General features: G+C 42.2%; 15 protein-coding genes. 2 read left to right on the top strand and 13 right to left on the bottom strand.

Going from position 1 to position 20,090, the window contains the following annotated elements; all coding sequences use genetic code 11:
• The 10 genes from WCY03_RS04835 to pheS all read right to left on the bottom strand — a co-directional run bounded on the left by WCY03_RS04835 (position 1) and on the right by pheS (position 16,005).
• Positions 1-1,014: a UTP--glucose-1-phosphate uridylyltransferase gene (locus tag WCY03_RS04835; protein WP_345993867.1), complete on the bottom strand. Its 1,014-nt coding sequence runs from the start codon at positions 1,012-1,014 to the stop codon at positions 1-3.
• The gene (locus WCY03_RS04830) at positions 1,007-3,037 is read right to left on the bottom strand and encodes an alpha-amylase/4-alpha-glucanotransferase domain-containing protein (protein WP_345993866.1); all 2,031 of its coding nucleotides are present in this window, start codon (positions 3,035-3,037) and stop codon (positions 1,007-1,009) included. The genes WCY03_RS04835 and WCY03_RS04830 overlap by 8 nt, the downstream gene beginning before the upstream one ends.
• A gap of 9 nt (positions 3,038-3,046) precedes the next feature.
• Positions 3,047-5,068, bottom strand: a complete 2,022-nt coding sequence (locus WCY03_RS04825) for a glycoside hydrolase family 57 protein (protein WP_345993865.1) — start codon at positions 5,066-5,068, stop codon at positions 3,047-3,049.
• Between the two features lie 3 nt (positions 5,069-5,071).
• On the bottom strand, positions 5,072-7,579 hold the full coding sequence (locus tag WCY03_RS04820) for a sugar phosphate nucleotidyltransferase (RefSeq protein WP_345993864.1): 2,508 nt from the start codon (positions 7,577-7,579) through the stop codon (positions 5,072-5,074).
• A 12-nt stretch (positions 7,580-7,591) separates the two neighbouring features.
• Positions 7,592-8,551 (bottom strand): 6-phosphofructokinase, encoded by a 960-nt coding sequence (locus WCY03_RS04815; protein ID WP_345993863.1) that lies wholly within the window; start codon positions 8,549-8,551, stop codon positions 7,592-7,594.
• Positions 8,551-10,224 carry an alpha-glucan family phosphorylase gene (glgP, locus tag WCY03_RS04810; protein WP_345993862.1) on the bottom strand — a complete coding sequence of 558 codons (1,674 nt, stop codon included), beginning with the start codon at positions 10,222-10,224 and terminating at the stop codon, positions 8,551-8,553. Before glgP ends, WCY03_RS04815 begins: the two co-directional genes overlap by 1 nt.
• Before the next feature lie 316 nt (positions 10,225-10,540).
• Positions 10,541-11,365 (bottom strand): 4-hydroxy-3-methylbut-2-enyl diphosphate reductase, encoded by an 825-nt coding sequence (locus WCY03_RS04805; RefSeq protein ID WP_345993861.1) that lies wholly within the window; start codon positions 11,363-11,365, stop codon positions 10,541-10,543.
• Between the two features lie 31 nt (positions 11,366-11,396).
• The gene (gene aroA / locus WCY03_RS04800; RefSeq protein WP_345993860.1) at positions 11,397-12,677 is read right to left on the bottom strand and encodes a 3-phosphoshikimate 1-carboxyvinyltransferase; all 1,281 of its coding nucleotides are present in this window, start codon (positions 12,675-12,677) and stop codon (positions 11,397-11,399) included.
• Positions 12,674-15,016 (bottom strand): phenylalanine--tRNA ligase subunit beta, encoded by a 2,343-nt coding sequence (gene pheT / locus WCY03_RS04795; RefSeq protein WP_345993859.1) that lies wholly within the window; start codon positions 15,014-15,016, stop codon positions 12,674-12,676. The genes aroA and pheT overlap by 4 nt, the downstream gene beginning before the upstream one ends.
• A complete protein-coding gene (gene pheS, locus WCY03_RS04790) occupies positions 15,013-16,005 on the bottom strand; it encodes a phenylalanine--tRNA ligase subunit alpha (protein ID WP_345993858.1) in 993 nt (330 codons plus the stop codon). The genes pheT and pheS overlap by 4 nt, the downstream gene beginning before the upstream one ends.
• Before the next feature lie 156 nt (positions 16,006-16,161).
• Between pheS and WCY03_RS04785 the strand changes: the two genes are divergently transcribed.
• Positions 16,162-16,518 carry a histidine triad nucleotide-binding protein gene (locus WCY03_RS04785; RefSeq protein WP_345993857.1) on the top strand — a complete coding sequence of 119 codons (357 nt, stop codon included), beginning with the start codon at positions 16,162-16,164 and terminating at the stop codon, positions 16,516-16,518.
• 10 nt (positions 16,519-16,528) lie between these two features.
• Positions 16,529-17,737: a murein transglycosylase domain-containing protein gene (locus WCY03_RS04780; protein WP_345993856.1), complete on the top strand. Its 1,209-nt coding sequence runs from the start codon at positions 16,529-16,531 to the stop codon at positions 17,735-17,737.
• Positions 17,738-17,741: 4 nt separating this feature from the next.
• On the opposite strand, the gene WCY03_RS04775 is transcribed toward WCY03_RS04780, so the two are convergent.
• From WCY03_RS04775 to WCY03_RS04765, 3 genes are all read right to left on the bottom strand, one after another.
• Entirely contained in the window at positions 17,742-18,206 is a 465-nt protein-coding gene (locus WCY03_RS04775) for an OsmC family protein (RefSeq protein WP_345993855.1), read from the bottom strand.
• Entirely contained in the window at positions 18,203-19,603 is a 1,401-nt protein-coding gene (gene argH / locus WCY03_RS04770; protein WP_345993854.1) for an argininosuccinate lyase, read from the bottom strand. Before argH ends, WCY03_RS04775 begins: the two co-directional genes overlap by 4 nt.
• Positions 19,604-19,709: 106 nt before the next feature.
• A complete protein-coding gene (locus WCY03_RS04765) occupies positions 19,710-20,051 on the bottom strand; it encodes a cytochrome c (RefSeq protein ID WP_345993853.1) in 342 nt (113 codons plus the stop codon).
• Between the last annotated feature and the right edge of the window lie 39 nt (positions 20,052-20,090).

The raw sequence follows: 20,090 nt of genomic DNA, 5'->3' as shown, positions 1-20,090 counted from the left end.
CTAATCTCCCCGCAAAAGTCTGGCGCAGTCTTCGGGCACAACACTGTTTATCGCCATTCCGGTAGATATTTCAAAACCGCCGAGATTATATATCCTCGGGGTAATGCGCAGACTAAATCGGTAATTTCTGTCCAGACTTTCCATATAACGTTCGTTTTCAAAGTTTTTATTTAAAGGTGCCATCTGAAAAGAAAGGTTGTAATCAAATCTGCCGAGCTGTCCGCTAAGCTTTTCAAATACGATCCTGATCAAAGCGCTCAGATCCGTTATCTCTTTTCTTGTGCATCTGCCAAGACCGGATATGTTGACAATAGGAACGATCATAACTTCAAAAGGGTAAGCACTCGCATAGGGGCAAAACGCTATGAAATCACCGATCTTGCTGACGATCCTTTTTTTTGCAAGCATCTCGTTATGGATCATATCCTCAATAATCCCTCTTCCATGACGGCTGTAATAGGTCATATTGCGGTCCAAAAAGACAAGCTCGCTTTTTGGCATAACGGGAAGTGCAAGTATCTGGGTATGGGGATGGTCCTGCGTCGATCCTGCGTTTTGCCCGAAATTTTTAAATATGCTCAGATGGATTAACCTTTTGTCTTTTCTCAGATCCTCCATGCGGATGATCATGCTCCTTAGCCAGTTCTCTAACGCATCTGCGTCCAGCTGCACGATGTCGCAGTCATGGCATGGCGAATCTATGAGAATCTCATGCGCACCCACTCCCGGGATCGATTCGAACATTCCGTCTCTTTTTGAAACGTCTTCCAGCTCGATCTGCACGGCTTTATAGAGGTTGGGAACCACTCTTGTCTTCCAAGAAGGAAGATTGGCTTCATTATCTCTGATAGCAAATACTTCAGGAGGGGTCAGATCCTCGTTGCCTTCGCAAAAAGGGCACATAGAACTCGTGTTCTTTTTTTTATCCGTATGGCTGAGATTGGGTCTGTAAAGTCTTTCGGGAGCAATAAGTACATATTGATTATGAATTCTATCTAGTCTTATCTCAGACATCGGACAACTCCAATTCTACTTTTAAATTTAACTTCGAGGAAAAAGGCAGCGTCAAAACAAACGATACTTCCTGAGCCGTTTTATCAAAACCTTTTTCGCTTTTTGATACGGTATTTAATATATACCCGAAGATATTGCACTTTCGGTCGATCTTCAGCCTTAAGACTTTTTTCGTAAAATCGTCGACCATAACAAGTTCATCACAATTATACTCTTTTAAACCCTTTTGCAAGGTTTTACCGTTAAATGTGACCCGGTGAGGATGAGCGAAATGTAAGTTGAACTCCTGTGCATAAAAAAGCTTCTCTTTATACTCGCTGCTGCATTTTAGATCCAGACTAAAGGAGTTATCTTTGAAGCGGTATTCTTTTTTCAAATTCGTTTCATAACACCAATCCAGATATATTCCGCCCGTTCTGCTGAAGCTGTTTTTGTTTTTATGAAACGAGAACGGCCTGTTAGCAAAATCAGCGATATCCGTAAAAGCCATATTCTTAAAGCTTTCCAAAGTAAGCTCGTCACGACAAAAATGGTCTATAAAGGAATATTTTGGATGCCAGTCGTAGATAAGCTCGGCTTTAAGCTTGTCATCCGTTAAGGCTTTTTCACTGTGAATCGTATCTATCCCTGTATCTTCATCAAGACTCTCACCGCTCTCTTTGAGACGAAGCAATTTTTCATGATAGATTTCCTTTTGCCGCATCAGCGTATTTTGCCAGTTAAAAAGCACGTCAAGCGCGCCAAACTCCATCATCTGTCCGCCGAATTTCGATGAAAAAACCATACTGAGGTTTTTTGTGACGACTTTGAGCTCATCATAACCGTCCTTGTCGATATCGAGAAGTTCGATGCTTACCTCTTTTTTTGCACATGATCTTTCAAGTTCCAAAAGATATCGGTATGCATTGTCCCGGAGGTTTGGAAGATATATCCCGCCGAATATTCCGTGCCAGTAGACATCGTTCGTCTGCAGCTTGTAAAGGGATTCCAGCGCATTTTTACCGAGCGCCTCACGCTGCTTACTGAAATAGAGCATTCTTTTGTGAAGATAGTTGCTCTCTTTGTATTTTATAAAAAAGTTTTTCCAGATGCCGCCCTTTATAAAAGAGATTCCCACATCGTTGAAATAATGCTCTCCGACACTTTGTTTTAACTCCTCAAGTGCTTGTGCCTGCGTGCTTTTGAGACTCCATTCCCCCATTTCGAAGTATGACGTGTTGTTAAGGTATGCTATGCCCAGCGAACGGTTTTTTTTCATGTATGTGCCGTAGTGCTGCGAGAGTATTCTATCATCCGCCAAAACGGCTTCTACGAACTCTTTTAGCCAATGTTTCTCATAGACCCACGTATGCGTTTTTGGCCAGAGACCGAACTTTTCCGCATCATCAAATACGACGGCTGCCGAATCTTCATCCGAAGCAGACGATAAAACGGATGCTATGGCATTTTGCACGTCGTAAAACGGCAGCGCGTATCTCAGTGCTTTTGATATGGGGAAAAGTCCTATCTCTTTGGCACTCTCTTCTGTCGTATAATATCCGTTCATCTGGGAGGCTTCAAAGCCGCTGCTTAAAAAATGGTAATCATCCACCACGGCATAATCAATTCCGCATTCTGCCAGATCCGGCACCAGTGCCGATTCCCATACCCTTTCGGTAAGCCATAATCCTCTGGGGCTTACTTTAAAATATTTTTTTATATACCTGTTTAGTTTTTTTATCTGCGCGATGCGGTCGGGTGAGGGAATAGCGCTTAAAACAGGTTCATAATAACCGGCGCTGAGCCATTCTATGGAACCTTGTTTTGTCAGATAACGCATATTCTCAAAGATATCCGGATTTTTTGTTCTGATCCGCTCAAGCAGCCAGCCGCTGCAATGCACGGCAAATTTAAACTCTGGATACTTCGCCATGGTCTCGAAAAAAGGTCTGTAACAGAGATTTACGGCACTTTCAACAGAATCACTGAAATTATCGACAGGCTGATGCATATGGATACCAAACAGCAGCGATACTCTTTTCATCTTTGTTTCCTACACGAACCAGTTATGACTGTAATCATTACCGACATCTATCTTAAGCTCGCCGAATCCCGGCAGAGTCTGGATCACACTGCCCTCTTTTTCCAGTTCGAACCTTATATGTATCTCACCGTTTTTCATTTTACTTTTATCGATGCTGATCTCAAGCTGGTCTTTGCATGCGACATTCACTTCCAGCCCGTCCAGAAAAACCTTTTGCGTTTCAAATCCGACTTTTCCTCTGACATTTATCGGATCTATGATGATCTCTATGAGATCACTGCCGCACAGCTCTTTCATCTTCGCTTCAAATGCAAAGTAGAGTTTTTCGTCGTCTTGTCCGTAGAGTATCCTTTTTATCGGTCCTCTTTGTTTGTCCATCGTCGAAAATATCTTGCTTTCGTCCACGACGCCGCATCCTATCCATTCAAAGAAAGAATCATGTTTTCCGTTGATCACCGGCGATATATCCGACTGCGGTTTGAGCCAGAAACTTTGAGCACTTTTGTTCTTGATAACAGGGATAAAGAGGTCTGAAGGAGGTGTAATATTGATCAGATTGTATATATTTATCAGATGCGAACGGAACAGTTCATCAAACTCCTCCCCGAATTCGCTGTAGTGATCGTCTCCGTACCACCAGAACCAATCCGAACACTCTGCTATGAGAAAATGTTCGTTTATCTTCTCGATCACCTCTTTGTCCAGAGATTCTTTATGATGTTCATAATCTCTTTTGGTCAGATATAAAAGCTCCCATGCCCTTGTCTTTTCTCTGTGCCCCACCCAGGTGTTGAACTCGCCATGTATCCAGCTTCCGGGCGCCAGACGCGATAGTTTTTTTAATGAAAGTCCGCAGATTTCTTCCATGGTTATGGTCTCGCACCAAGGCAGATTTTTCAGCTTTTCATAAAGCGAATTGAAAAAATTAAAACCGTTCTTCTTAAAAAACTCCCATGCGTTTTCACCGTCTAAAATCACGAACACTACGGCATCGGGATTCACGTCGCGTATCTTTTGAAGCTCGCTTATAAAGTTCGAAGACGCTTCATACGAGTCCGAATGCCTGTATGTAAAGCCTATGAGATCGCTTAGGTTATGATCGCGAAAACCGATACAGACGTCATTGTAAGAGTATGGAAAATAGATATCGGCTCTATTGTTCGAGTTGAGAGACTTAAACAGTATCTCCTCATCCGTGGCGATCCATTTCACTCCGCAAAATCTTAAGAGCTCTATGCTTTTTTCATCGACGGCGCCCTCGGCAGGCCAAAAACCTTCGGGCATAAAACCGAATGTGTCGTAAAACAGTTCCTGCGCCTTTTTAACCTGCATCAAAGCGTCCTCTTCAAGGTTGATATACTCTTTTGGCATGTTTGTGGCGGGATTTGCGATGCGGGCATTGCCCATGTCCATAAGCAAAGGAAGGATCGGATGGTTCAACGGCGTCGTAGAGATCATTATGACCCCTTCTTTTTTCAGTTTTAAATAGTAATCGAATATGCCCGAGATAAATATGGAAAGCTCGTTTAAAAGCAAAAACTTCTCTTCTAGATCGTAATCTTTCTGTTTTTTTATCAGTCTTTTTACAAGATCGCTGTTTTCCTGAAGATAGATACCGCACCAAGAGAGCATAAAAAGTATCTCCAGCTCTATGAGTTCATCATTGTTGAAATGTTCTTGGATATAGAGTTCCTTGTACCTCTCAAACGGTACGACCATCGTCTCGTAGTTTGAACTTTTGCATATCTTGATGACCCAGTTCCTGTCGTCTTCATCGAGATAGGAGGGATTTTTCAGCCATAGCTCCAAAAACTTGTCGTTTTCCTGCGGCTTATCGTAATAGAGTTTTAATTGCTGCATCAAGGGAGGAGTGATATTGAAAGTAGCTTTGACGCCACTGTGCTTTGAAAGCATCCATGGCATATCGTAGTAGTCCTTAATCGCATGCAAAAAGACCCAAGGCATCTGCATGATACCGGTGGCATCGCGATAATCGGGCTGATGCATATGCCACATAAAGCTCAGTTTCAAGTCTTATCCTTCTTTAGAAGACCACTCGGCCATTTTCGTGTTATAGCTATTATATAACGCTTCTCCTGATATTTCGTCTTTTGCCTGAATATAGATATTTAGGCACTCTCTGTACTGGTCGGGTATCATCAATATCCAGTCGCTCTCATTCTCCCAGATCTTCACACCGTCGATCAATGATGATTTTTTTCCTTTTGCGTCTTCTAGGAACTTTCTCATCATCTTCCCTTTTAAAGACTGCGGACATTTTACTTTAAAAGCCTTATAGTAAAATTCATCTATTCTTGTGGAGACTTCCGATAGTCTCACGCCGTTATTGCTTAAAAGCTCCATGATTTTCAAGCTCGCATACATGCCGTCACGAGTGTAACTGAACTCTTTAAAACTAAAGTTCCCGTGGACAGTAGCAATAAGATCGTACTTTTTAAGCTGTTCCACTTTAAAATCGGAATATTTTCCGCGCTCTATTATAAGGTTTTCAAAATAGATGATATCCGGTGCCCAAGTCGGCAAGAACACCCGCTTTTTCTTTGATTTTGCTTCCAGATTTAAAAGGTACAAGACACAATAAAGCGCTTTTACTTTGTCAAGAACCTCTCCTTTGTCCGTCACCAGAACTATTTTTTGAACGTTTGGATAGATCAAAACGCCCATCTGATACTTCAGGCTTTGTACGATCCTTGAAGTGTTCTCTTCCGAGCGTTTCTTAAGTGCTTGGATGTTTGAGAGTTTCTGCTCGTCGTAATAGGAGTTTAAAACGATATTTTCGATTCCGATATCATTGAGAATACTTGGAAACATCTCCGCGGCGCTTCCGTGCATCAGATCGACTACGACTCGGAAATTGGCGTACTTTATGCTCGAATGATCCAAAGTCTTTTCTATGGCATATTTATAGCTCATGCATTCCGTTTTATAACGAGTATCGAAGATCTTTCCTATCTTCGAGTACTCTACTCTTCGAAACTTTTCCGTAAAAAAGTTTTTCTCGACGATTTTAGCAAGAGCGGAATTTACTCTTATGGCGTTATCATTGAAGAACGTGAGCTCGGAATTTGTAGGATCGATGACGGATCGTTTAAAATGTACTCCGGCAATAAGGTTCTCATCATTTGCAAGCGTAAACCTCAAAACAGGCTGCGGCGCACTTTTTATGTCCTGCACGTTGATACCCGCAGAGAGCAGTCCTCCCAAAAATGCACGTTTGAGCATACGGGAACTTCTATCGTCATCTCTACCTACAATCACTGTCGATCCTATGGGAAGCTGTACGGCAAAGGCTTCGGCAAGTTTTGTGACCATCTCGCAGGAAAGTTCGACGTTGCTCGTACCAAAGACCGTTCCGTTTTCAAAAATGGAGTTTTTGTATCTGCTTCCAAAAATTATATTGCGGCTGACTATCGATGCGGCTTCTATCTTTTTATCGGCCCAGATGACAACATCTTGTTCAAAAGAGGCAAGTTCGCCTATTTCGCACCCTTCAGCCAGGATCAACCCTGCCTTTACCGTGACGCCTTTTCCTATCGTATTGTTGTTACAGATAATACAGTTGTCAAGTTTGACATGCTTGTCTATCTCTATATCGTTCCACAATACGCAGTTTCTGACCTTGCTTAACGCTCCTATCGTGACGTTGCTGCCTATGACGACATTGCTTAGCTTTACGCCTTTTTTCAATGTGACGTTCTCTCCCAATACGACAGTACCGACTATCTCCACCGTCGGATCCAGATCATATTTTGACGCCGTATAGAGCGTACCGTCGGGGTAATCTTTTTTATATCCGGGAATATCAAACTGTATCCTGCAATTGAGTATATCTTCATAAACCTCTCTATAACTCTCCGGATTGCCTACGTCGCGCCAATATCCGTTAAGGTTGTATCCCATCAGATCTATCTGTTTTTGCATCAGTGAAGGAAAAAGATCTTTGGCAAAATCGAAATTCTCGTTCTCGGGAATGTAGCTTAATATCTCCGGTTCTACGACGTAAATTCCGGTATTGATGGTATCGCTGAACACCTCTCCCCAGCTCGGCTTTTCCAGAAACTTCTCGATGACGTTCTCTTCATTTGCGATCACTACACCGAACTGCAGAGGGTTTTCGACGGAGGTGAGTCCGATGGAAAGTTTTGATTTTTTCTTTTTATGAAAATCAAATAACTTTTGAAAATCAAAATCGGTCACAAGATCGCCGCTTATGACGATAAAGTTCTCGTCTCCTATATGTTTTTGTGCGAGTTTTACGGCTCCCGCCGTTCCGTAATCGTCATCGGGCACGACATAGGTGATATTTATACCGAAGTCGCTTCCGTCTTTAAAATACTCTTTTATGATGTCGGGTTTGAAGTACAAAAGCAATATGAACTCTTTGATGCCTAATTTTTTAAGCATCATCATCGTATGTTCCATCATAGGCTTGTTTATGATGGGGAGCATCGGTTTTGGTATAGAGTGGGTAAGGGGCTGGATCCTCGTTCCAAAACCGCCGGCCATTACTACTGCTTTCATATAGACTCCTCCTTAATCTAAATAGTTTATCGCATCTATCAAATGCTTTGGAAGTTCATATCTCTTTGACACGACCTCTTCTATCTCCATAAAATCAAACTTTCCGCTGTTATATACGACCACTTTATTGGAATCGTTATGCTCCAAAAGGTAATCGATCGCACGGATGGTAAAATCAAAAGCCATCATCCTGTCGTATACGCTGGGACTGCCTCCTCTTTGGATATGCCCCAGTATACTGACTCTGGTCTCCATCCCGAACTTCTCCTCTATCCAGCTATGGATTTCGGGGGTTTTTTTGGCGCCTTCGGAGATTATCGCCAGTATGTAGTTTCTTCCCTCTTTTATCTCTTGGATCAGTCTTCTCTCCAAAGCGTCTTTTTGAAACTCGATCTCAGGGATAATACAGATCTCCGCTCCGCTTACGATGGCCGATACTATCGCCAGATAGCCGCATTCGCGTCCCATCACCTCGACTAAAAAAGCGCGGTTAAAAGATGAAGCGGTATCTCTTATCTTGTCCAGAGCATCTCTTATGACGTTTAAGGAGGTGTCTACTCCCAGACAGTACTCCGTCCCGTAGATATCGTTGTCGATCGTGCTTGGAATACCCACAAAGTTGATATCGAACTCCGAACTTAACTTCTGCATGGCCCGAAATGTCCCGTCACCGCCCAAAACGACCAAACCTTTGATGTTCAAAGCTTTCAAGTTTTCATACGCCTGTTTTCTATATTCGTATTCATAAAATCTTTTCGAACGCGAAGAGCGGATGATCGTACCTCCGAAGTGAACGATTCCCGAAACATCTTTATGCGCCGCTTTTTTTATTTTGTTATCGATGAGACCGTCCAAGCCGTCATATATAAGGTAGGCATCTTGACCTTTCTTATACGTATAATCAACAAATTTTTTTATCGCCGGATTCATACCGGGCGCATCGCCGCCCGAACACATTATTGCAAGTGCCATTATTTTATTTCCTCATCTTTTCTGACATACCGATAATCGTACATCAACTCATAATACTCTTTTGCAAGCCTTCCCGAATCAAACTCGAGATCTATTTCGGTCATAGCGTTTTTCATGATCTTTATCCATTTATCGGGATCATCGTAATAGGTCGGAACGATGACGCTCTCTAAGATGTCCATCATGTTCTTGTTATCTATCTTATCCTGTTCGGATACGTTAAGATTATGATCGACTTCGGGTATGGTAAAGGCGTTTCTGCCGTCTCTTGCGAACTCCGGATGCCATCCGTCGTTTATGGAAAAATGAATGGAACCGTTCATACTGGCAGTCATACCGCTGGTTCCGCATGCTTCTCTCGTGATCCTCGGAGTGTTCAGCCAAATGTCGCTTCCCTGCTTTAAAAGTTTGGACAAAGAGAGTTCATATTCGATAAGAACCGCGATATTTTTATGCTTGTGCCCGATATATATAAGTTCATTAAACATATCGATCGCCCCATGATCGGTAGGATACGGTTTTCCTGCCCAGATGATCTGTACAGGCATATCTTTGTTTTCGACAAGCTTCAAAAATCTGTCCATATCGTATTTAAGAAGTCCCGGACGCTTATACTCGGCAAATCTTCTTGCCCAGACGATGGTCAAGATCTCAGGATCAAACATCTTACCCGTCTGGTCGACGACTTCATCGAAAAGCATCTTTTTGAGGTGCTTTTTTCTTGCGACAAGCTCATAATCCTCGTGCTCGTCAAGAGCCCTCAAAAGTGTTTTATCCGTCCAGTATTTTTTGTTTTGCGCATTTGTCAAAGAGATGATTTCACATCTGTTTGCAACGTCTGCCCACATCTCGCTTGCTACTTTCTGGTGGATCTTTGAAACGGCATTGGCTATTTTTGAAGTCCTTAAAGCGCCTACGGTAAGGTTGAACTTTTCATCGCTCTTATTTCCGTTTATAGTATGGATACTTTGCGGGTCAAGACCGTTGAAAAAGCCCATCTCCCGCAAAAAAGTAAAATCGTGGATTTCATTTCCGGCGGCTTCTGGCGTATGGGTGGTAAAGACGACATGTTCTCTTAATGTCTCGACATCCTTGAAACGGCCGTACAGCTCATATATAAGAGGAAGTGCGTGCCCTTCGTTCATATGGTAGACATCTATTTTTCTATTGATAGCTTCCAGGACTCTCACGCCTCCTATGCCAAGAACTATCTCCTGTGCAACCCTTGTTCTTTCGTTTTCTTCATAAAGTTTATGCGTGATCGTACGCGAAAGATAATCGTTCTCATCGATATCTGTCGAAAGAAGGATGATAGGAGCCGTTCCAAAGATGTCGGGATGAAGCAAAAACGCCTTAATAACAACGTCTTTATTTTGTATCTTGACATTTACTTTTACGTCAAGCTCTTCTAAAAAATAGTAGAATTTCCTAGTATACTGCGGTCTTAAAGTACGGTCTTCATTTCTGACCTGATCATAGTAGCCAAAACTCCATAATATCCCGATACCTACTATGTTTTGTTTTAGATCGTATGCACTGCGCATATGAGAACCCGATAAAAACCCCAGACCGCCGGAATATATCTTCAAGGATTGATCGATAGCAAACTCCATCGAGAAGTATGCAATGCTTGTGGTGAATTTTTGATTGATATCATAGGAGTGAAGTTTCATAATCTACCTTACTTACTTTGCTAAATCTATTTAGCAATCTTTCCATGCAGTCAATTATAATATATTTATTTTACGTAATAAAAAATAAATCTACTTCTTACTTTAATACTCTCAAACTCTTTTAATCAGGGAACTGCGCGCACCTTATGTTTTACCGGACAAATAAGCTGATATTATCTTATCTTAAAAAATTCTACTTGTATGAACAAAAAAAAATTTTCATATATATAAGATTTCAGTTCTTTTTTTTGTTACGAATCTAAACACTTGTCGCTTTAAACAGGAGATATCTTTGATATCGGCAGAAAAAAGAAGATCATCTGTTTTCTATGGCATTTACCACTTTTTGAATGATCCAATCGGGCGTAGAAGCACCCGCACTGATACCGCATAGTTTTTTTGAGTCGAACCAGGACATCTCTATATCTTTTTCATCCTCTATATGGTAGCTGTCATTGCAGTACTCTTTGGCGATACTATAGAGCTGTTTTGTATTCGATGAGTTTTTACCGCCTATTATCACCATGACATCGGCTCTTTTTGCCAGTTTTCTCACCGCATCCTGATTTTCAAACGTTGCATTGCAGATAGTATTGAATACTCTGACCTCTTTGTGTCTTGGTATAAGATAGTTGGCTATCTGGAGATACTCTTCGACTTTACGAGTTGTTTGAGCCACCAATGCCACGCGCTCTTTGAGTTTCAGATCTTCCAGATCCTCTGGCGAGGTGACCACGTGCGCACCTTTTGTGGCGTAGCTTTTTACGCCTTTTATTTCGGGGTGGGCTTCATCTCCGAATATAACGATATCATACCCCTGTTCGCTCATCTCTTCGCATATCTGCTGAGGCTTGGTAACGTACGGACATGTCGCATCGACGACTTCCACGCCGCCGTTTTTTAAAAGTTCCAGCTCGGCTTTTGGAATACCATGCGTCCTGATGACCGCTTTGTCACCTGTTTTAAACGTGGAAAGATCTTCCGTCAATCCCACTTTATAGTCGCTGTCCAGCCTTTGTATCTCTTTTGCATTATGGATCAACGGTCCGTATGTAACGGAGTTTTTATTCTCTTCGGCTATCTTTATGGCACGTTTGACACCGAAGCAAAATCCGTAGTTTTCTGCAAGTTCAAGTTTCATATCGTTATCTTTCGGGCAAAAATTTCATTAATTAATCAAATTTGATTGTCGTCAGGTTCTGCAAAAGCTCAAAGAAGTTCGGAAACGAAGTCTTTATACAATCTATGTCTTCGACTTCCATGCCGCATCTGAGTCCTGCGATTATGAAACTCATAGCGATTCTGTGGTCGCCATAGCTGTTGATCACGGCACTTTTCAATTCACCGCCCTTTACACTGTATCCGTCTTTTACCTCATCGACCTCTATCCCGCAGGATCTCAGACCTTCTACGACCGTTGCTATCCTGTCGCTCTCTTTTACACGCAATTCTTCGGCATTTTTTACGGTGCTTACGCCCTTTGCACATGCAAAAGCGATAGAAAGAGCGGGAAGCTCGTCGATCAGCCAGGAGATATTGTCTTGAACCGTTATTGCTTTTAAAGGAGCATATTTTACCGTGATGTTGCCTATGGGTTCGTATTTGTCCTCTTTAAGATCATACGTTATATCCGCACCCATGCGCTCCAGTGCTTTAAACGCTTCTATGCGGGTCTTGTTTAACGTGACGCCCTGAAGCCTAACGGAAGAACCTGGAGTGATAGCCGCCGCTACGGCAAAGAAAAATGCACTGGACGGATCGGCTGGCACACGTATATCCAAAGGCGACAAAAGCTTCGTAAGCGGAGCGATCGTAGTCTTGAGATCTTCGGAATTTATATTCGCGCCCATCCCTTTTAACATCCTCTCCGTATGATCGCGGCTTAGTTCCGGTTCGCTGTACGTACATACTCCGTCGGATCTGAGAGCCGCAAGAATCATCGCGCTTTTTACCTGAGCCGAAGCGATCTTGCTTTTGTAATCAAACGCTTTTAATGAAGCGCCTCTGATACTTAAGGGCGCCAGATCTCCGTCATTTCTTCCGTCTAGTTTCGCACCTATATCGCGAAGCGGTGCAGTCACTCTTTTCATAGGACGGCGGCGGAGATATTCATCGCCCGTTAAAACAAAATGACCCTTGGCGGAACTCAAAAGCCCGCAAAAAAGGCGTATTCCCGTTCCAGAATTTCCGCAGTCAAGAATATTTTCGCTCTCTTGTATACCCGATGAGCTGATCTTTATGACCTCTCCGTCATCAAGTACTTTTGCTCCGAGATTCTTTACGATCTCCAATGAATTCATGGTATCTTCTGCACGCAGAAAGTTCTTTATCACGGATTCGCCCTCGGCCAACATAGCAAACATGACCGATCTGTGCGATATTGACTTGTCCGAAGCGATCTTATCGGTCTCAAAATCAAATTTTTTTGAAGGATATACGTTTACTTTTTTCATCTAAGAGTAAGCCCCAGTTTTTCATTCAATGCATTCAAGACGGTGTCCATTGTCGACGTGATATCCTCCTCCTCGAGTGTCTTTGTCAGCGACTGCAGAACAAATCTTATAGTAAGGCTCGCATTATCACCGAGCTTTTCGTCCATATATTTGTCGACAGGGTAAAAACGAACGATCTCTTCCGTTTTGTTTTGGGATATGACCTCTTGGACATCTTTATAGCTCAAAGTGTTCGGAACAAGGACGCTCAGATCTCTAAAAGAAGCCTGATACTTCGAATAGGCTTTAGCTTCGACAAGATCAAACGACAGTTTGTCAAAATCTATCTCGCAGATAAAAGTATCGTCCAGATCGAACTCATCTTGAACAACCGGATGAAGCTTGTATATCTCTCCGACCTCTTGAGCGTTCATGAGTATCTTCGCGCATTGATACGGATTTGCCAAGTTGTGTCTGGTTTCATGTTTGACCAAAGCCACGTCACCGATTATATTCGAGACCGATTGGACAAAAGTCCCAAAATCCATTTTTTTGGATTTTCCGCTGTTCAAGACTCCGTCTTTATCCGCATCTCCGCTATAGATAAAAGCCATCTTAATCGACTCTTCCCTTAAAGGAGAAAAAACCGAACCTACCTCAAAAAGCCTTATGTCTTTATAGCCGGATTTTGCATTCAGGCTTGCTGCATTGAGCAGTCCAAGCATCAATGTAGGGCGCATTGTATCAAGCGTGTTTACGATCGGGTTTAAAAGCTCCAGACTCTCCTCCACACAAGAAAAACCGTATTCTTTAAGCTTTGCTTTTTCGTTGAACACGAAATGCACCGTTTCAAAAAAGCCCTGACTGGCAGCGCTGTTTCTGTATTTTCTCAATTTTTTAAATTGGAAGAATCCGCTTGAAAGCGGGTTTTTCTCTCGCAAAGTAAAAGGTTTGGACGGGATGTTGTCTATCCCTACAAGACGTACGATCTCTTCGACGATATCCTGTTTGTTCACTATGTCATGGCGGTATCTCGGAACGGACACGACAAAGCTGCTGCCTTGAGACTTGCCTATATCAAATCCAAGGTTTTGAAGTATCTTAGTGATCGTCGTCTTATCTATATTTGCGCCGATTATACTGTTTATCTCATCTACGCTGATACTTACTACGACATCTTCATACTCGTCGCAAAGTTCGATATCGCCGCCGTAAATATCCGATTGGCTGTACTCTTCGAACATACCTATAAAATAGTTAAGTCCTATATTCAGTTTCGGTTCGCTTCCTCTTGAAGTACGGTAAAACAGGGGACCGTTTTCGATCTTGTTCTCTGCCATCTGCTTTGAGATGATATGCGGCGGAATATAGCTTGCTTCGATAATGGTAAGGCCCTCGTTCGAGCTCATTTTCGATACATCGCACTGTTTTATACCGACGATAGAAGCCACCTCCTCTTTTGCATATATACAAGCATATCCAAGTTCGTTCATCGCCAAAGAGACTTTTATCTTTTTATCGCTTTCTTCACTGTCTTTAAAGAAGTTATAGTCATACGCTCTTAAGATAACGCCTGTCGTATAAGTGGAGTAAAAAAGGATCGCATCCAGATCCGACTGCTGTTTTTCTTCTACCTGAGACAAACGCAACGTGACTATAAAAGGAAGCTTGACATCTTTTAGATCGATCGCCTTGTATCTTAGATTGACGTTTAATCCGTCCGTATGAGAAAACTGAAGGACTCTTCCGATTCCCATCCGTCTGTCTTGATCCTGAGCATCATCTATCTTTTTAAGGGGGCGGCTGTAAGCAGCACACAGATCACGGGACACTCCGTATATACTCAGACAATCTCCTCTGTTAGCGGTTAGTTCTATCTCTATGAGGGTATCTTGAAGATACGGGTTTTCACAAAGCTCCTGACCGAGCTTGAACTCGCCTATAGAGGAATCGAATTCGATGATCCCGCCGCCGATATCCGCAAGACCAAGTTCAGCGGCCGAACAGATCATCCCCTCGCTTTCGACTCCGCGAAGCTTTACGGGTTTTATCTTCAGTCCGCCCGGCATCTCTGCACCGACAGTCGCAACCGCTACATGAAGACCTCTTCTTACATTTGCCGCACCGCACACTATCTGGCGTATACTTGTCCCGATATCCACTTTACAAACATTGAGCTTATCCGCGTCGGGATGTTTTTCACACTCCAGTACATGACCGAAGACTATCTTGTTTGGGATCTTGTACTCTACAACCCTGTCTACCTCTAAACCGATCGAGTTTAGTGTTTTACACAACTCTTCGGTAGATTTATCTTCGATACTTATAAATTCGTTTAACCAACTTTTTGTAACTATCATTGAAACTGCTCCAATAGTCTGACATCTCCCTCAAATAACGAACGAAGGTCTCCGATATGATGTATGAGCATTGCAAAACGTTCAACGCCCAGTCCGAATGCGTATCCGCTCACATTTTCATATTCAACCGCTTTAAAGACGTTCGGATCGACGATTCCGCATCCCAAAACTTCAAGCCAGCCCGTATGAGAACATACACGGCACCCCTCGCCTTTACAGAAGATACAGGAGATGTCTACCTCCGCCGAAGGTTCCGTAAAAGGGAAAAAGCTCGGTCTAAAACGCACATCTACGTCACCGAACATATATTTTAAAAAGTCTTCTAGTATATATTTCAGATTTGCGAAAGAGACCGTACCTGCGTCGTCCACCAGCAGCCCCTCGACTTGATGAAACATCGGTGTGTGGGTCAGGTCATAATCGCGTCTAAACACCGCACCCGGAGCTATCATACGGATAGGCGGTTTCGTACTGAGCATCGTTCGTATCTGAACTGGCGAAGTATGCGTACGAAGAAGCATCTCGTCTTTAAAGTAAAAGGTGTCCTGCATATCGCGCGCCGGATGATATTTCGGCAGGTTCAAAGCTTCGAAGTTATGAAAATCGTCCTCTACCATCGGTCCCGTTTCGACAGAAAAATTCATAGAAGAAAAGTATTCGACGATTCTGTCCATAGTTTCCATCACGGGATGCAAAGCGCCTTTTCTTGAAGTCGTCGAGAAAAGAGAGACATCTATGGCCTCGGCTTTCATCGCTTCTTGCAGCTCTTTTGTCTGCAGAATTATTTTTTGTTCGTTAAACAGTGAAGTCAATTCACTTTTATGGGTATTGAGTTCCTTTGCAAAGGATGCCTTCTGCTCATTTGGCACAGCCTTCATCTTTTCAAACTGTTCGGCTAAAATACCTTTTTTCCCAAAAACAGCTATACGTATATTCTCTAAATCTTCAACACTATCGGCTGATCTGATTTTTTCATACCACTCTTTCAAATAGAGTCTCCAGTAATTAATTTAAAATGATTATACAGAAAAATCCATTACAAAAAGCTTGATGCAGAGGCACTCTTCAGTTTTTAAAGTAAAAAAATAACATTTATGATAGAATCTAAATCAGGATTATTTTAATACTATAAAAAAGGTTAAAAAATGTGTTTATTTTGTAAAATTGTTGATAAAAAGATCCCCGCGAACATAGAGTTGGAAAGTGATGACTTTATGGCATTTCACGATATAAATCCAAAAGCACCCGTTCATATACTCGCTATTCCAAAGCTCCATGTCGACAGTTTTAACGAAGTCTCTGCCCAGACCATGGGAGGCATGACCGCTTTCATCCAGGAACTTACTAAAAAACTAGCAATAGATAAAAGCGGCTACAGAGTCATCACAAATGTCGGGGAAAACGGCGGACAAGAGGTGAAGCATCTTCACTGGCACGTTCTCGGCGGTTCAAAACTAAAATGGGATCATCTCGCAGATGCCGATCCGAAAGATTTCTTATAAAAGATGAACTATGCTTAAAAAAACACTACTATTTATAGCGCTTGTTTCATTTGCCCAAGGCGAAACCTTCAAAGAGTTTCAACAAAAACAGATGAGTCAAGAAAGCGGTAATAAGCAGGAGTTTGCCAAATACAAAAAATCTCAGGAAGATGCCTTTGAAAAGTATAAAAAAGCCCAGCTCAAGGCGTTTGAAGATTATAAAAAATCACTGGGAAAATACTGGAAAGAACCAAAACTTTCTACAAAAAAAGAGTGGGTCGCTTATACTCCGGACAAAAAAACAAGGACCGATGTCGATTTCGAAAAAAACACGATCACTTTAGAAACTATCGCCGATTCTCCCGAGGATGCAAAACAAAAACTCAAAACAGCCCTTGCCAGAGTTGTTACGATCGACAACAAAGGAGTTCAGGAAAGCGATCCGCTTGAAAAGATCCTCGATAAGATCAAAAAACCCTCAGGCGTTATCGATGCGCAGGTGAAGAACGAACCTATTCTTTCAAATATCATTTTCGACAAGACACCGACGAAAAACAGCATAAAAACATATGTAGACGATCATGTAAAAAATAACAAAATCACGGTACTGAACTCGAAAATAGAAGGTTTTCACGTTTATAGTTTAAACATACCGATGCCTTCGGATTCCATGCAAAAAAAAGCGCAGCAATATTACGGCGATGTCAAATACTTTGCCGCAAAAGAGAGGTTGAATATTCCTCTACTGTTTGCGATCATGCAGACAGAAAGCAGTTTCAATCCAAGAGCAAGGTCGTACATTCCGGCATTCGGACTTATGCAGATAGTTCCAAGCAGTGCAGGTATGGATGCATACGATTATCTTTACAACGAAAGAAGACTGGTCTCTTCAAGCTATCTTTACAACAGTACCAATAACATCATGATGGGAAGTGCTTATCTGCACCTTCTGTATTTCAAGTATCTAAAAGAGATCAAAGATCCTACAAGCAGACTGTACTGTACCATTGCGGCATATAACACGGGAGCGGGCAACATAGCATGGGCGTTTAACAAGAACAAAAACCTGTCACGCAAACAGAAATATTCTATGAGCTATGCGGCAGAAGATATCAACTCCCTCTCACCCGGCCAAGTCTATAACAGACTTCTTAGCGATCTCAGATTCGACGAGCCGAAACTTTATCTTAAAAACGTATCAAAGCGTATGATCGCGTACGATAAGATATATAACCATTAGATACCTATTGCGGACAGCTTTCGATCTCGCCCATATCTATATGAGATCCGCCTCCCGATATCATATGCTCGTTCTCTCTTATCGTCTTACCGTTATGAATGACGGTATAGCTTATCTTGACACTGTCGCGGATCGTATTGATAGTCGAGCAGTAAGTCTCCAGTGAAGCCATGACATAGCGTGCCGCAGCCGTATCATCCGCATCGGAATCGAACTTATAGATAAGATGCAGCGTATTGAACTTTCTCGGATGATCGTCATTACGCACTACATCACCTTCGATCGAAAGATTAGTAACGGTTTTTCCCTGATTTTTCGGAAGCAGTATCATATCCGTAGCACTGCATGTAATGATACCGCTTAGAAAATACTCTACGGGAGTAATGGTCGGGCAATCAATGATAAAACTGCTCTTTTCGGTCTTTGCCTCAAACTTCATTGCTTCTTGATGTGTTACGACTACTTTCATACTAATAGCTCCGGATTTGTTTTGGCAATAAACTCTCTAAAATAGTTTAATTGCTCTTTAGTTCTCACAGTTGCAGTACCGCCTTGTGAGGTTCTGGCATTCATAGAGTGTCGTAATGCCAAATACTCCATCACATCTTCATCGATACGCTCATCTATCTCTTTTAAGTATTTAAATTCTATCTTACTCAGATCAACTCCAAGTTCCTCGCCTTTTGCAACTGCACGGCCTGTGATAAAGTGCGCTTCTCTAAACGGTATAGCGCACTTTTCTACCAAATAATCTGCAAGGTCCGTTGCACTTAAGTGACCTATCGCACATGCTTTTTCCATATTGTGTGCTTTTACGGTCATTGTTTTGATGGCTTCTTTTAGTATCTCTAACGAGATTTCCGCCGTGTCCACAGCATCAAATACTCCCTCTTTATCCTCTTGAGTATCTTTGTTATAAGCTAAAGGAAGTGCTTTCATAACGGTTAAAAGTCCCATTAAAGAACCGTAGACTCTCCCTGTTTTACCGCGAAGAAGTTCCGGAACGTCCGGATTTTTCTTTTGCGGCATAATGGATGAACCTGTAGAGTATTCATCGCTGAGTTCTACAAATCCAAACTCATAACTTGACCACATTACAAGCTCTTCACTGAGTCTGGAGATGTGCATCATCATAGTAGAGATATTAAAAAGTATCTCTAAAGCAAAATCCCTGTCGCTCACCGTATCCAAACAGTTGGTACTTACACTTCCAAATCCAAGAAGTTCTGCGGTCATCTCTCTATCGACGTTATGCGGTGTTCCTGCAAGTGCTGCACATCCAAGAGGCGAGATATTATTTCTTTCATACGAGCTTTCAAATCTCTCTATATCTCTTTTAAACATTGCCAGATATGCACTTAGATGAAAAGCAAAGTTGATCGGTTGGGCGTGTTGTAGGTGTGTCATACCGGGGATTAAAGTCTCTGTATGCTGCTCAGCTACAACCAATATCTCAGACATTAGTTTTTTAATAGCTTCAACAATAGATAGATTTTTCTTTAGAGTCCAACGGCGAAAATCAACTGCAACCTGATCGTTTCTACTTCTTGCGGTATGGAGTTTTTTCCCTGCATCGCCGATAAGTGCCGTTAAACGTTTTTCGATCCCCATGTGCAGGTCTTCATCACTAATCTTCCATTCGAACTCGCCGGATTCTATCTCTTGTTGGATCTGCTTGAGTCCTTTTATGATAGAATCAAGCTCTTCTGCTGTGAGAATGTTCTGTTTTTGCAGCATCGTTGCATGAGCGATAGAACCTTCGATATCTTCTTGGTACAATCTTCTATCGAACATGATCGAAGCATTGAACTCATCCAGCAGCGATGATGCCGTTTTGCTAAAACGTCCGGACCACATCTTATCCATAATATCTCCAAATAAAAAAGTTCAGAATTTTAACTTAAGTTACTGTAAGTTACGCTTAGAAAAAAGCCGTATGAGGGAGAATCGATATATTCTTAATATCAGATCGTTAATTGCAGGCAGGGACTTTGCCGCTGTCTTTTGCGTATTCAACAAGGAAGTCTCTAAGATGCTTTGCATTTTTTTTAAACCTGTCACCGCTGAAATATTCTCGGGAGGCTTTCGCTTTTTCGCTTTTTAAATGCACGGCCGCCAGATCGGCGCCGTTGTCTTTAAGCATTTTTTTCCAGGTTCTCATGTTCTTTGACGTTGACATTCCCTGTCCGCCTCCATGACAATGACGACACTCTTTTACATACTCTCTTTGCCCCTTGTAAACGGCAGCGGTTGATGTTGCTTGAGTAATAAAAAAGGTTGAAATTATAAAAAATAATATTCTACTTGTCATCATACGCCTTCCATCAAAACAATAGCCTATAGTACATCAGAT

The organism is Sulfurimonas sp. HSL-1716, from assembly GCF_039645975.1.
Classification (GTDB): Bacteria; Campylobacterota; Campylobacteria; order Campylobacterales; family Sulfurimonadaceae; genus Hydrocurvibacter; species Hydrocurvibacter sulfurireducens.
This window is presented reverse-complemented; position numbering and strand designations above follow the sequence as displayed.

What these genes read in the sequence shown, in the direction of transcription:
- WCY03_RS04835 (WP_345993867.1), bottom strand. Translation starts at nt 1,014, where the DNA reads ATGTCTGAGATAAGACTAGATAGAATTCATAATCAATATGTACTTATT.
- WCY03_RS04830 (WP_345993866.1), bottom strand. Translation starts at nt 3,037, where the DNA reads ATGAAAAGAGTATCGCTGCTGTTTGGTATCCATATGCATCAGCCTGTC.
- WCY03_RS04820 (WP_345993864.1), bottom strand. Translation starts at nt 7,579, where the DNA reads ATGAAAGCAGTAGTAATGGCCGGCGGTTTTGGAACGAGGATCCAGCCC.
- WCY03_RS04815 (WP_345993863.1), bottom strand. Translation starts at nt 8,551, where the DNA reads ATGGCACTTGCAATAATGTGTTCGGGCGGCGATGCGCCCGGTATGAAT.
- glgP (WP_345993862.1), bottom strand. Translation starts at nt 10,224, where the DNA reads ATGAAACTTCACTCCTATGATATCAATCAAAAATTCACCACAAGCATT.
- WCY03_RS04805 (WP_345993861.1), bottom strand. Translation starts at nt 11,365, where the DNA reads ATGAAACTTGAACTTGCAGAAAACTACGGATTTTGCTTCGGTGTCAAA.
- aroA (WP_345993860.1), bottom strand. Translation starts at nt 12,677, where the DNA reads ATGAAAAAAGTAAACGTATATCCTTCAAAAAAATTTGATTTTGAGACC.
- pheT (WP_345993859.1), bottom strand. Translation starts at nt 15,016, where the DNA reads ATGATAGTTACAAAAAGTTGGTTAAACGAATTTATAAGTATCGAAGAT.
- WCY03_RS04785 (WP_345993857.1), top strand. Translation starts at nt 16,162, where the DNA reads ATGTGTTTATTTTGTAAAATTGTTGATAAAAAGATCCCCGCGAACATA.
- WCY03_RS04780 (WP_345993856.1), top strand. Translation starts at nt 16,529, where the DNA reads ATGCTTAAAAAAACACTACTATTTATAGCGCTTGTTTCATTTGCCCAA.
- WCY03_RS04775 (WP_345993855.1), bottom strand. Translation starts at nt 18,206, where the DNA reads ATGAAAGTAGTCGTAACACATCAAGAAGCAATGAAGTTTGAGGCAAAG.
- argH (WP_345993854.1), bottom strand. Translation starts at nt 19,603, where the DNA reads ATGGATAAGATGTGGTCCGGACGTTTTAGCAAAACGGCATCATCGCTG.
- WCY03_RS04765 (WP_345993853.1), bottom strand. Translation starts at nt 20,051, where the DNA reads ATGATGACAAGTAGAATATTATTTTTTATAATTTCAACCTTTTTTATT.